Annotated in this window: 11 protein-coding genes; all 11 read right to left on the bottom strand. The window is 51.7% G+C overall.

All coding sequences use genetic code 11. The annotated features are described in order from the left end of the window. Nucleotides 1-12: 12 nt before the first annotated feature. The 11 genes from MCJ35_RS00145 to MCJ35_RS00095 all read right to left on the bottom strand — a co-directional run bounded on the left by MCJ35_RS00145 (nucleotide 13) and on the right by MCJ35_RS00095 (nucleotide 12,915). Entirely contained in the window at nucleotides 13-1,677 is a 1,665-nt protein-coding gene (locus tag MCJ35_RS00145; RefSeq protein WP_025483553.1) for a ribulokinase, read from the bottom strand. Between the two features lie 409 nt (nucleotides 1,678-2,086). Next, nucleotides 2,087-3,172 (bottom strand): acyl-CoA--6-aminopenicillanic acid acyl-transferase, encoded by a 1,086-nt coding sequence (locus MCJ35_RS00140; RefSeq protein ID WP_025483554.1) that lies wholly within the window; start codon nucleotides 3,170-3,172, stop codon nucleotides 2,087-2,089. 36 nt (nucleotides 3,173-3,208) lie between these two features. Further along, nucleotides 3,209-3,682: a hypothetical protein gene (locus MCJ35_RS00135; protein ID WP_025483555.1), complete on the bottom strand. Its 474-nt coding sequence runs from the start codon at nucleotides 3,680-3,682 to the stop codon at nucleotides 3,209-3,211. Between the two features lie 11 nt (nucleotides 3,683-3,693). Then, the gene (locus MCJ35_RS00130; RefSeq protein WP_034576566.1) at nucleotides 3,694-4,482 is read right to left on the bottom strand and encodes a DUF3100 domain-containing protein; all 789 of its coding nucleotides are present in this window, start codon (nucleotides 4,480-4,482) and stop codon (nucleotides 3,694-3,696) included. A 28-nt stretch (nucleotides 4,483-4,510) separates the two neighbouring features. Next, a complete protein-coding gene (locus MCJ35_RS00125) occupies nucleotides 4,511-5,581 on the bottom strand; it encodes a tartrate dehydrogenase (RefSeq protein WP_034576568.1) in 1,071 nt (356 codons plus the stop codon). Nucleotides 5,582-5,755: 174 nt separating this feature from the next. Then, nucleotides 5,756-7,090 (bottom strand): sulfatase family protein, encoded by a 1,335-nt coding sequence (locus MCJ35_RS00120; RefSeq protein WP_025483558.1) that lies wholly within the window; start codon nucleotides 7,088-7,090, stop codon nucleotides 5,756-5,758. A gap of 41 nt (nucleotides 7,091-7,131) precedes the next feature. Then, a complete protein-coding gene (locus MCJ35_RS00115) occupies nucleotides 7,132-7,965 on the bottom strand; it encodes a carbohydrate ABC transporter permease (protein ID WP_025483559.1) in 834 nt (277 codons plus the stop codon). Nucleotides 7,966-7,977: 12 nt separating this feature from the next. After that, nucleotides 7,978-8,853 (bottom strand): carbohydrate ABC transporter permease, encoded by an 876-nt coding sequence (locus tag MCJ35_RS00110; protein ID WP_025483560.1) that lies wholly within the window; start codon nucleotides 8,851-8,853, stop codon nucleotides 7,978-7,980. A 100-nt stretch (nucleotides 8,854-8,953) separates the two neighbouring features. After that, the gene (locus tag MCJ35_RS00105) at nucleotides 8,954-10,330 is read right to left on the bottom strand and encodes an ABC transporter substrate-binding protein (protein ID WP_025483562.1); all 1,377 of its coding nucleotides are present in this window, start codon (nucleotides 10,328-10,330) and stop codon (nucleotides 8,954-8,956) included. Nucleotides 10,331-10,499: 169 nt separating this feature from the next. After that, on the bottom strand, nucleotides 10,500-11,222 hold the full coding sequence (locus tag MCJ35_RS00100; RefSeq protein WP_025483564.1) for a response regulator transcription factor: 723 nt from the start codon (nucleotides 11,220-11,222) through the stop codon (nucleotides 10,500-10,502). Beyond that, nucleotides 11,200-12,915 carry a sensor histidine kinase gene (locus tag MCJ35_RS00095; protein ID WP_025483566.1) on the bottom strand — a complete coding sequence of 572 codons (1,716 nt, stop codon included), beginning with the start codon at nucleotides 12,913-12,915 and terminating at the stop codon, nucleotides 11,200-11,202. The genes MCJ35_RS00100 and MCJ35_RS00095 overlap by 23 nt, the downstream gene beginning before the upstream one ends. Nucleotides 12,916-12,946: the final 31 nt, after the last annotated feature.

Here is a 12,946-nt window from a genome sequence, read left to right as displayed (position 1 = left end):
TCCTCAAAAGGATTACATATCTCCCTGCATCTGTTCAATATGACGTCCTAATGATAGATATTTTTTATATAGAATATCATATTTCCCAAACATTTTCACATCAGGTGTGTAAATTCTTTCAAAACCTTCCACCATATGCTCCTGGGCTTCCAGTAAATCTGCATAAATGCCTGCCGCGGCAGCCGCATACATGGCAGCGCCCTGGGCACAGGCCTGTTCTGACCTGGCCACTTTAATGGGCCTTTTCAGCACATCGGCCATCATCTGCATTACCAGCGGGGAACGCTTGGCTATGCCACCTACCGTAATCACCTCGTCAATCTTAATGCCCCTGGTGATAAATGAATCAAAAATACGTCTGGAACCAAACACAGTTGATAGGACAATGGACCGGAACAGTGATACCGCGCTGGTTCCCAGGGTCAGTCCGCTGACCGCGCCTTTGACTGACTCATTAATCATGGGATATCGCCTGCCATTAAACCAGTCCAGGACAATCAGATCCGCTTCATCCTCCAAATTCATGGCATCCCGGCAAAGCTTATTAATCAGTTCCTTTTGCATCATGGCTATATACTGTTCCTTTTCCCTGCCCGCCATTCCCATCTGACACGCCAGTTCCTTCACCGGCCACATTAAAAGCCTGCGGTACCATGAGTAAATATCACCAAAAGCCGCCTGTCCTGCCTCCATTCCTATATAGCCAGGGATAATTGAGTTCTCAGCCTGTCCGCAGCAGTCCTTAAGGTCACTGCCCCGCAGGTCTTCCCTTGTGTTTACCAGCATGTCCACAGTAGATGTCCCCACTACCTTGACCAGGATGCCCGGCTTGATTCCGGCACCAACCGCACCTGCATGGGCATCCAGGGAACTCCCTCCAATGATTACATTCTCATTCAGCCCTAACCGGCCAGCCCACTCCTTCGTTATCCTTCCAACCGGGTGTACCGAGGTCTTTGGTTCTGAAACATACCGCTTAATCATGGTCCCCAGATAGGGATCCACGTTTCCCAGGCACTTTGCTGATGGAAGCCCGTCAAAATCACTGTGCCACAGCGCCTTGTGTCCTGCCGCGCAGCTGCACCTGTACATAGTATCCGGTTTCATCTGCCCAGTCAGCATCCCTGGAATCCAGTCACAGTGCTCTACCCAGGAATAAGCCCTTTTTCTTACTTCTGCATCCGTCCTCACTCCATGCAGGATTTTTGCCCAATACCACTCTGAAGAGTATGTTCCCTGAAACCTGGTGTAATCCTCCCCTTCAAAGTTACTAAGCGCTTCATTGATTTCTGCTGCCTCTGCAATTGCAGTATGGTCTTTCCAAAGGTAAAACATCGCATTAGGGTTATCTGAAAATTCCGGAAGCAATGCTAACGGTATCCCGTTCCCGTCAACAGGGCATGGGGTAGAACCTGTCGTATCGACTGACATGGCCCTTATCTTTTTCCCTGCATCCGGCCCCGCATCTTCCAGCGCTTCCTTCACACATTGTTCCAATGCCTCTATATAATCCTTCGGATGCTGTCTGAACATTCCTTTGGAGGAATCACAGTACCTTCCTTCCATCCACCTGGGATACTCACAGATACCTTCCCCCTCCTTATGTCCATCCTTTGCATCAATCACAACTGCCCTGGCAGAGTCACTTCCGAAATCCACCCCTATTACCAAGTCCAACTTCCCATCCCCCTTTGCCTTATATTCAGTAGTTTTCCGGACTAACTTAACCCTCTTAAGTAACTCATATCTATTATTTACCACACTCTTTGTGCAAAGTCAATATTTTTTCTAAATTTCTACATATTTTTTATCAATTTTCACTGTTTTTAATTCCAATCAGCTTTCCCCTCGGGTAAATGATACTAAATCATTACATAAATCCAACCAGTTTTGTTAGGAGAGTTAAGAAAGTTTTTACTTCTTTCATAACACAAACATCATATAGTGAATAAATAATCAAGCCATCATGACAGCCAAAAAAGGCTGCCCGTTCCCGGGCAGCACAATCTGTCTCATATAACCAACGCATCTTTCCTTAACCGTTAAAGCCTTTATAATCCGGATTTAAATCCCATATCCTCCGTTTTTAAATCCCATACTCCTCATACCCCTGCTCACAAGGATTCCCCTTACAGAAATAAATCCTCCCCTGGGTCAGGTTGACCACCATGGAGAAGACGGTTCCCATCCTTTTCCCCTTTGGCGCAGTCAGATCCTCATGTCTGCAGATACTGGACGGATATTCCACATGGTCCCTGAGCACTTCCATGATATCCTTCTCCGATATATCCCTGCCTTTCTTCCTCAGCAGCTTATCCGCCCTTCCCAGCCGTACGAAGGTATCCGGGAACTTCTGCTTGGACGTGTCCTTCCTGGGCAGGATAGGAAGGCGGGGGCTGACAAAATGATTGGTGTGGACCAGGATTCCATCCCTTGGATACAGCACATCAAAATCCTCGTTCTCTATCTCAATGTCAGCGCACTCCCCATTTTTATGGCCAATCATAAAGTTGGCACAGCACCCCAGCGGGAACCTGGTGGCGGCGCCAATGGCCTCTGCCAGTGAGCTGCAGTCCAGGATTCCCCTCATGGCCAGGTGGAGCGGAAGTCCCTTAGGGGCCTGGTTAGTGGACAGGGCATTCAGGTACAGGCAGATACCGGCGCTGTTAAAGCCGGTCTTTCCGATAATCCCTGCCTCAGTCACCATGAAGATATCCGGCTTTCCGTTCTTCTGCCTGATTTTCATCATGACCATGGACGCCCTCTGGCTGGTCTTCCAGTCCCAGTTATGGGCCAGGAAGGCGTCGCCTCCCGCCCCTGCGTCGCTGCTGATTCCGATGGACGTACATCCGCCGTCCGCCTTATCCATCTCGTTGCCCACGAATACCAGTTCACTCCGGCAGTTAAGTGCAAGGATATCCTCAAACGAAAACCCGGAACCCGCTGCAACGCCTTTTATCTCCTCCAGATAATCCGGATTGTAGTCACGGATGATATCCGTAAACCGGGTGGAAAGTTCCTTTGCCCGCTCCCATTCCAAATCCGAATAATCCTTAAACATTTCCCGGTAGCATTGGATGGTTCCTGCTATCTTTTCCTTAAAAACCTCGCCGTGCCTATATCCAATCTCATAAGGTGTACCCTCTATTTCCAATAATGGGAAATTCTCCATGTTCCCTCTCCTTTCCTCTGCTTAACGCACAATCCGTCACATACCAAATATCCGCCCCATCACTTCCGCCATGCCGCCCGAAACAAAGAACGTGCCCAGGATGACCAGCAGCGAGACAACGATTCCCTTCCAGCCAATCTTCACGAACTCCCGCCAGTCACGGCCAACAATCACGCCTGCGTATGCAAGGATCGGTGTCACGACCGCCATCAGCGCCACCTTATTGGCCCAGTAGATGACAAACCCGGATATGGGTGAAAATGGCATTGCCACCAGCATACCGATCAGCGCTATGTAAGCAACCGCCGGAAGGTTTCCAGGAACAAAATGCTTCACCGTCAGCCCGGCCAGGCTGATGACAGCAAAGATAAGCATCCCCGGTATGGACTCCAAAAGTATTCCTCCATAGCCTACAATGTTACAGGCAACTGACAGGATTGCCACGATAATGAATGTCATGACCCAATCAAAAAACTCACTCCCAAAACTGACTCTGTTCTCCTTATCCATATGAAATCCCCCTATTTTCCTTTTTTCATGGCCTTATAGATAACGTTCCCCAGCGGCACCGTGATGAACAACCCCAGATATACTGAAATCGATGAAGAAATCACATTGCTGATACTGGCAAATGCAGTCAGCACATCCGGATTAGCTGTAGGCGCCGCCTCCATGACACCAGCCAGACCGGCCGTCATCATGGACGCACTGCCCGCCCCCACTGCCATGGCCGCTGATTCCGGTGAAAAGATGCCAAGGCTCACAAATATGGGCGGTACAATACTCATGAAAATGGTACCGAAAATAGTACCCACGATATAACAGGTCATGACTCCCTTAAACTCAGCGGAGTCAGCCCCGAACATATCGGAAATCAGGGCCACGTTAGGTTCACGGCTCATTGCATGGGTCATGCCCACAGCCTCACGCCCCATTCCAAGAAGAAGGGCAATGGGAAGTGCAACCAGCAGGGTCCCCACATTTCCCAGGTTCTGCAGGATCAGCACAGGACCCGCGCTGATTACATCCTTAATGGAAGCGCCGCTGGTAATTCCCAGCTTTGCCATCAGGAATGCCACGCTCAGTGTCAGAAGCGCCGAACCGATTTCTGCCTGCTTTTCCTTCACAAACCGGATTGGCTTAATCATATAAACAATCAGAACGAAAATCATGGAATACAGCAGCGGAAGAAGTGTAACCGTAACCCCGCCAACCGGTATCTTGATAGGGCCAACAGCCTCTGCCAGGATACAGCAAACCAAAATCACCAAATGGAACTTATAATCTCCCCAGTTCTTATCTCTCCACATATGCACCCTCCATATAATAGTCTTGCTTTTACTGCCTCAGCTTTGAAATAACTTCGTCCCCCACCTGGCTTGTGGTTGCCGTGCCGTCAAGGTCAGGTGTAAGTACCTTTTTCTCCTTCAGGATCTCCTCGATGATATCAATCAGCCTTTCCCCCCACTGTCTGTATCCAAAGAAATCCAGCATCTGGCTTGCAGACCAGACCGTGGCCAGGGGATTGGCCTTTCCCTGTCCCGCAATATCCGGCGCAGAGCCATGGATTGGTTCGAACATGGACGGGAACTCCCGTTCCGGGTTCAGGTTTGCTCCTGCCGCCAGTCCCATGCCCCCTGCAATTGCAGCGCCCAGATCCGTCAGGATATCCCCGAACAGGTTGGAGGTGACAACTATCTCAAACCGTCCCGGATCCTTTACCATGAACATGCTGGCCGCGTCTACCAGATAGGAAAATGTCTTCACATCCGGGTAATCCGCTCCCACCTCCTTAAATATCTGATCCCAGAAAACCATGGAATAATTCAGGGCATTCCCCTTGCTGATACTGGTCAGGGTCCTGCCCTTTTCCCTTGCCAGATCATAGGCATAACGGATGATGCGTTCACATCCGTGCCTGGAGAATACGCCCTCCTGAAGCACCACTTCATGAGGTTTTCCCTTAAACAGCCAGCTGCCGCTCCCCGCGTATTCGCCCTCGCTGTTCTCCCTCACAAATATCATGTCAACGTCTTTCCTGTCCACATCCTTCAGGGGACACGGCGCCCCTTCCAGCAGCTTTACCGGCCGCAGGTTCACGTACTGGTCAAAGCTTTTGCGTATGTTCAGGAGCAGATCCCACAGTGAGATGTGGTCCGGCACACCGGGATATCCCACTGCCCCTAAGAAGATGGCGTCAAACTGTTTCAGCTTTCCAATCCCGTCCTCATCCATCATTTTCCCTGTCTTTAAATAGTACTCGCATCCCCACGGAAAATATGTAAATTCAAACGAAAATCCTCCGTCGCATTCCGCCACCTGCTTTAAGACCCTGACCCCCTCAGCCAGCACTTCAGGCCCAATTCCATCACCTGCGATTACAGCAATCTTATGTGTCTTCAATGCCATACCCCTCCTTTTTTTTGTCTGCCTATATCGTAATCTTTTATCCGTCATAAGTAAAATATTTTTTTCTAATCAGGTCATCAAGAAATCTTATCGCAAAAAAGGCATAAAAAGAAAGGGCATAACCGCCTCATGGTATATTCCATACCAGAAACAGCCATGCCCTTTCTGCTGGTTTCATTTCACACAAAAATCCTCCCCGGCCTTAACCCCCAGCTTCAAAATCCGTTCCCGCAGACGCTCCTTCACCGCCCCATAACCAGGCTCTGCAATAAGGTTATTCCTCTCCAACGGATCCCGTTCCAGGTCAAACAGATATTTCTCCTGATAAACAGGACTTCCGCTTTCCGTCCAGGGGTTGGCCTCAGGGGCATATACCACATATTTATACCGTCTGGTGCGCAAGGACCGGCCCACAAAGCTTTCACTGATCTGGATATAGACCTCCTCTTCCCAGTCAGGGGCATCCACCTCCTGGAGGGGACGTCCCTGAAGGTCCAGTTTCCCGGTTTCAATCCCGGCCGCTGTCAGGATGGTCCTCGGCAGGTCCAGAAGGCTTACCACCCGTTCCTCGTTTACGCCTTTCCTGAACCCATCCCCTTTAATCAGCAGGGGGACATGGATGGTTCCCTCAAAACTGTTGCGCTTATAGTCATCATAACCGTGTTCCACCACCTCATCCGAGCGGGTGCGGAAGTGGCAGCCGTGGTCGCTGGCATAAACCACCATGGTCTGTCCGTAAATCCCCTTTTCCTTCAATGCCTCAACCACACGGCCGAAATTAGTATCCAGTGCATGGCAGCAGCCCAGGTAATCCGGGTAAAACTTTTCCCAGTCCCCTTTTCCAGGTTCCAGGTCGGCCGGAGGCACAAAATCCCCGAACCGCTCCCTGCTTCCCTCCGGCCCCTCATAATCCCCCCTGTCATTCTGATGGTGCGGTTCAATATGGGAAACCATCAGGAAAAACGGTTCCCCGCCGTCATACTCCTCAATGTAACGGACCGCGTGGTCGGTCAGGCAGTCTGTCCTGTAGCCGGTAAACTCCAGTTTATTGCCATCCTTGTCAAACACATAGCCGCCATATCCATGGGAGGTAAACTCCAGCACATCCGCGGCCATCCAGTAATCATCATACCCTCCCCGCCGTTCAAGGGGAACCGGAATGGTTTCATAGTGGTTCTCATGCTCATCCGAAGCCAGATGCCATTTTCCCACATAAGCCACCCGGTAGCCCGCCTCCCTCAGGTATCCGGCCAGGGTTTTCTGCTCCGCCGGAAGGGAGACCGCGTTGCGGTAACAGCCGGTCTGTGTCGGATACAGCCCGGTCTGAAGCATGGCCCTGGCCGGGCCGCACACTGGCTGGGGCGTGAATGCATTGGAAAAATTCACCGCATCCTCACATGCAAACCGGTCCAGGCACGGTGTGACCGGCAGGGGCTGCCCGTTGCATCCCAGGGTGTCCGCCCGCTGCTGGTCGGAAAAGAAAAATACTATATTCTGCTTCTGTTTCATGACTTCCTCCATTTCTCAAACCACCGTTCCTTTATCCAGGCCTATTCCTTCACCGCCCCTGCGGTAAGGCCCGCTATCATGTATTTCTGCAAAAAGATGAATATGACCAGGATGGGGATGGCCGCGCCCACCGCTGCCGCCATGACCCTTCCCCAATCGTAATTGTATTCGCCCAGATAGGTCATTGCGATACCGGAGGCAAGGGTGCGCATCCCGGTCTTGTTGACCAGGGTCAGGCCCCAGAGGAAATCCTCCCAGGAAATCAGGAAGGAGTACAGTCCCACTGCCAGGATACCCGGCTTTACCAGGGGCAGGATGACCTGCATGAGGGTCCTTCCCTTGGAGCAGCCGTCAATATAGGCAGCCTCCTCCAGGGACTTGGATATGGTGTCAAAAAATCCTTTGAGTATCCACACCGACATGGGCAGGGCATTGGTGGAGCAGGCCAGCACCAGGGCCGTATAGGTATTCAAAAGCCCCAGACGGAAGTACATGTTGTAAAGGGCTATGAGAAGGGTCATGGCCGGGAACATCTGGGTGGAAAGAAACAGCATCATCACAAACCGGCTCCCCCTGAACCGGTACCTGGAAAATGAATAGGCTGCCAATACCGCCAGGATAAGGGTCACCAGGGTGGTGATTCCCGATACGATCACATTGTTCCTGTAGAATACAAGGAACTTGCCGTCCGTCAGGATTCCCCTGTAATTGGCCATGGTGGTGGTCACCGGGACAAACTGGGGCGGAAGCTTCAAGATGGCTTCATTGGGCTTGATGGAGGTGAGCAGCATCCAGTAAATGGGAAAAACAAAGCATATGGTAATGGCTGTTATGGATGCATATTTAAGAATGGACTGCCATATTTTCTTTTTCATCCGCGCACCTCCTTAATATTCCACTTCCTTGGCGGAAAGGACCTTGTTGTAAATAGTGGAGAAGATAATCAGGAACACCAGCCAGCACACACCGATGGCAGCGCCCTTACCCAGGTTAAAGCCTGAGAATGCTGTCTCATAGGTGTACAGCGGCAACGTGGTGGTGGCCCTTACCGGACCTCCTCCTGTCATGGTGAAGAACAGCACGAACATCTGGAAGTTGGACACGATGGAGGTAAGGGTCACTGTCCTCACAACCGGCATGATACAGGGAACCGTGATGCATAAAAACTTCTGAAGTCCCGTGGCCCCGTCTATCTCAGCCGCCTCCTTTAAATCCTCGGGAACGGTCTGTAACCCGGATAGAAGCATAATCATCATAAGGGGCATCTGCTTCCAGACCGCGGATATCACCACGCCGGCCATGGCTGTCCCCGGACTTCCAAGGACACTGTAATCCCCCAGGTTCAGCAGATAGTTCACAATGCCATACTGCGGCTGGAATATGAACATCCAGGTAACCGCCACCACCAGGGACGGGATGGTCCACGGAAGGAACAGGAGGCTCCGGAACAGCTTCCTTCCCTTCAGGTTTTTGCTGTTAAGCAGAAGCGCCACGCCCAGGCCGATAAAAAACTGGGCTGCCACCGTACTGCACACATAGATAAGGGTCCGCCCAAAGGTACGGATGAACTCCGCATCCTTAAACACCGCCTTGTAATTGGCAAAATCATTCCATGTGATATGATTCATGTCCAATAGGTTGTAATGGTAAAAGCTCATCCCAATCACAACAAACACAGGTATGATGATGGTGACCATGAGCATTGCCACCGCGGGCACCAGAAGCATCACCATAAACCAGTTGACTTTTTTCTTTGTTCCCATGCCAGACCTCCCATTGATAAAAGCGGAGCGGATGCAGGATGATCTGCAGCCGCTCCTGATTCAGACTGATGCTTCCCTGACTTCTGGATTCACGTTTTATTTACTGTCCATACATCTCTCTGATTGTTGCATTTGTCTCGTCCAGCACCGTGGCAATGTCCTCATTATTGACAACAATACGCTCAATGGCCTTGGTCACCTCGTTCATGGCATTATCAAACATGGCATTGGTGGCCGGAAGCGGGCTGGCTGTTTCAGACTGCTTGTTAAATACCTCCATGAAATAATCCTCATTCATCTCAGGAAGGGTTGCTATGGATTTCCTTGCAGAGAGGACCGCATTGGACTTGTGGTACTTTAACATTGCATCCTTGCCAATCAGGTACTCTACCAGGCGGATGGCTGCTTCCTTGTGCTCTGATTTCTCAAATACAGCCAGCTGGTGCTCTGTATACACGGTCTCGCTTCTGCCTGTCTCTCCTGCCGGGATAATGGCGATTCCCATTTTCTTATCAAATTCCTCGCCGATACCGCTGCTGGCCCGGAACGCGCCGCGGCCCATGTCACCGTCAAATATGATGCCGATCTGGCCGGATGCGAACAATCCGCGCAAATCCTTAATCTCAAGTCCTGCCGGAATCACCTTGGCATCCACCAGCTCCTTGGTCCAGGTCAGGGCTGCCACATTGCCTTCATTATTCAGGTCAACCACCCCGTCCTTATCCACAAAATGTCCGCCAAAGGTATAGAAGATACCGTTAAACACAGTTCCCGTGTGTGCAACCTTGCCCGTGGGAAGCCCCAGGCCGTAGATGGTATTGCCGGAATCGTCCTTGCCAAGCGCTGCCACTGCCTTGGCAGCCTCCGTCATCTCATCCCAGGTTGCAGGCGCCTTCTCAGGGTCCAGGCCTGCCTTGGTAAATAAATCCTTGTTGTAATACATGGCAATGGGGTGGGGCGCCCATGACAGTGCCTTTACCTTGCCGCCATATGTAGTGCCGGACAGGTAACCGGGATAGATATCATCCAGCACATCCTTGGAAGCCAGGGAATCCAGTTCAGCCAGGATGCCTGCCCCGTTAAAGGCGCTCATCATCTGTGAATTCCCCATGATTACGTCCGCTGCATTGCCTGAGGTACCTGCAATCAGGACCTGGTCCTTGTACTGGTTGAATGGGATGGCCTGGGACTCAACCTTGATATCCGGGTTGGCAGCCATGAAATCATCCAGCAGTTCCTTAAAGATTGCCGATGTGGCCTCCTCCGCCTCCAGCCAGTTGCTGATCGTAATCGTCACCTGTTCCCCTGAAGCGGCCACCGGTGCAGCTGATTCTGCCGCGGACTCTGTCCCGGCCGCCTCTGTCTTAGCCGCCTCCGTGGGCGCTGCCGTGGTGGCTGTCTGGCCGCCTCCGCAGCCGCTGAGTGCCAATCCTCCCACCATCAGCGCCGACATCATGACCGCAAGTGTTTTTTTCATAAAATACCTCCTCTTCTCTGCGCAGCCTGTGCTGCGGATCATATGGTCCCGTTTCAACTATCATACTTAAATTATAAACAAAGTCCCTCCAAAGTTGAAGGGACGTAAAATTTGGTTTTAGTGCTATTTTTATAGTTTTTGACGATAATACGTTAATATTTTGTCTATATCAACGGTCCGCATTGGGTGTGGTCCCAAATTTTTCCTTATAAATCCTTGTAAAATGCTTGGTACTCCCATATCCCACCATCTCCGCAATGGCCCCAATCTTAAGGTCCGTGTTGAGAATCAGCTTGCGCGCCTTCTCCATGCGCAGGTCCGTCACATAATCAATGTATTTTTTCCCGGTCTGCTTCTTAAACAGCGTGGAGAAATAAGCCGTATTCATGTGGACCGCCTGGCTCACCTCCTCCAGGCTGATACTGCGGTAAAAATTATTCTCTATGTACTGGATTGCCTTCCCGATGCTTCCCCCATCATCCGCGACCTCCGTCTTACCGCTGCCATTTGCCGTCCTCACCTCTGGCTTTATATCCAGAAGGCGTTCCAGGCAGGCCGCCACCTCAAACCGGTTCAGGGGCTTTAAGAGATATTCCCGCACACCGCAGCGGATAGCCGTCCTGGCGTATTCAAAGTCCCGGTACGCGCTGATGATCACATAGCTGCACCTGGCCCCGTCAGCCTGGGCCTTTTCAATCATTGCCAGGCCATCCATCACAGGCATGCGGATATCCGTGATCACCACATGGGGATTCCACATTGCGATGGCCTTATAGCCCTCCATCCCGTTATCACACTCCTGTACCTGGACATCCTGGCACAAGCTCTCCACGATTTTACAGATGCCCTTGCGGATTAAATCCTCATCCTCACACACCAGGATCCGTTTCATGCTCCTCCCCCCTTTCCAATGGAATCCTCAGGGACACAATGGTCCCGGTCCCTGCGCCGGAACGCAGGGTCACCCGGCTCCTTTCCCCGAACAGAAGCCTTAACCTCCGGCTTAAATTGCGCAGCGCATAACAGTCCATGGTGTTCTCCTGGCAGTCCGGGTCCAGCAGGAACCGCACCCTTAATAACCGCTCATGGGAAACCGTGGTCCCGTCATTAAATATCCTCAGCTCCAAAAATCCCCTCCGCCTGCAGATGGAAACCAGGATGCGCTTATGGTTAGGCGTGTCCTCAAACCCGTGCCGGAAGGCATTTTCCACCAATGGCTGTATGGTAAGCCGGGGCAGTTTTTCCTGCAGGCATGATTCCTCCACCCGGTACTCCATCCGGAACCGGTCCGGGAAACGGATTTTCTGGATGGTCACATAATTCCTTACATTTTCCAGTTCCTCCTGTACCGTTACCAGAGGGGACGGCTCCATGGAATAGCGCATCATCATGGAAAATGCCTGGGTCATATCCACAATCTCATAGTGGTCCCTGACCAGGGCCATCATGGAAATGCTCTCCAGCGTATTATAGACAAAATGGGGATTGATCTGGCTCTGGAGGGCGCGCAGGGTTGCCTGCTGGCTCTCAATCTTCACCAGGTACTCATTTTCAATCAGCTGTTTCATATCCCTTGCCATGGTATTGAAGCTGCGCGCAAGTTCCCCGATTTCATCCTTCAGCCCGTCCTTAACCTCCACCTCCAGGTCCCCGGCTGCAATCCGTCTGGTGGCTTCCCCCAGCCGTATGATCCTGCCGGCCACCCAGTCCGCCAGCAACCTGTCCATCAGATAAATCAGGAGCACCAGCACCGCCATGCCTGCCATGAAGTACACAAAGGCCGCCGTGTACCCCTGGCGCAGCTCCTTCATCTGAAGCCTGTACTCCACCTGGCTGTCAAACATCCGTGAATAGGAGTACAGGGACACAAACCCTCCCTCCGTCCGTTCCTGTCCTGAGATGATCCTGTTGCCTTCAAACACAATGGAATCCCCATCCCCGGACACCAGGTCATAAAAGGGCTGGATCATGGCCTGCTTATCCAGTTCCATATAGACCAGGCCCAGAACCTCCCCGTTGCGCACGCTGATGATGTTGGATGCCAGGATCCAGACCGGCCTCTTATCCTGCACGGAGATTCCTTCGGTCCGCACAAATGCTTCCCTTCCTGACAGCAGGTCCGAAAACCAGGGCATCCCGCCATATATCCTGGACAGCGGCTGGTCCGAAAAATCCCTGGAATACGTCTTGTCCGCCTCCCTGATATAGATGGCGATGGCGCCTGTCCGTCTTCCCACCGTGGACACATTGGCAAGCCTGTTCCGAAGGAAATCCCGCAGGTCAAGCTGCTCCTTATATGTGCCCGCCACATAATTATCAATGGCTGTCTGCACATTCATATCCGTGACCATGAAGCCCAGGCTTTCCTGGGCCTGGTTATAATACCCGTCCATCTCCTCCACGGTCTTATCCAGCAAAAGCTGGGCCTGGCGCCTGGCGCTCTCCGCCCCCGTATTGACAAACACAAAGAAAACCACTGCAAATATGACCACAATGGGCACAATCGCCACCAGCCATGTGGACAATATCAACTTCTTACGGATGGGGGCATTCTTAAATGCACCCAGCCCCAAAAGCCGTTTCACGCTTTTTTATCCCCCTTCCGGAACCGGACGT

This window comes from Enterocloster sp. OA13 (assembly GCF_022440595.1).
Classification (GTDB): Bacteria; Bacillota; Clostridia; order Lachnospirales; family Lachnospiraceae; genus Enterocloster; species Enterocloster hominis.
This window is presented reverse-complemented; position numbering and strand designations above follow the sequence as displayed.

Bases quoted from the DNA above. Each gene is read 5' to 3' on its own strand.
- MCJ35_RS00140 (WP_025483554.1), bottom strand. From the start codon at position 3,172: ATGGAGAATTTCCCATTATTGGAAATAGAGGGTACACCTTATGAGATT.
- MCJ35_RS00135 (WP_025483555.1), bottom strand. From the start codon at position 3,682: ATGGATAAGGAGAACAGAGTCAGTTTTGGGAGTGAGTTTTTTGATTGG.
- MCJ35_RS00130 (WP_034576566.1), bottom strand. From the start codon at position 4,482: ATGTGGAGAGATAAGAACTGGGGAGATTATAAGTTCCATTTGGTGATT.
- MCJ35_RS00125 (WP_034576568.1), bottom strand. From the start codon at position 5,581: ATGGCATTGAAGACACATAAGATTGCTGTAATCGCAGGTGATGGAATT.
- MCJ35_RS00120 (WP_025483558.1), bottom strand. From the start codon at position 7,090: ATGAAACAGAAGCAGAATATAGTATTTTTCTTTTCCGACCAGCAGCGG.
- MCJ35_RS00115 (WP_025483559.1), bottom strand. From the start codon at position 7,965: ATGAAAAAGAAAATATGGCAGTCCATTCTTAAATATGCATCCATAACA.
- MCJ35_RS00110 (WP_025483560.1), bottom strand. From the start codon at position 8,853: ATGGGAACAAAGAAAAAAGTCAACTGGTTTATGGTGATGCTTCTGGTG.
- MCJ35_RS00105 (WP_025483562.1), bottom strand. From the start codon at position 10,330: ATGAAAAAAACACTTGCGGTCATGATGTCGGCGCTGATGGTGGGAGGA.
- MCJ35_RS00100 (WP_025483564.1), bottom strand. From the start codon at position 11,222: ATGAAACGGATCCTGGTGTGTGAGGATGAGGATTTAATCCGCAAGGGC.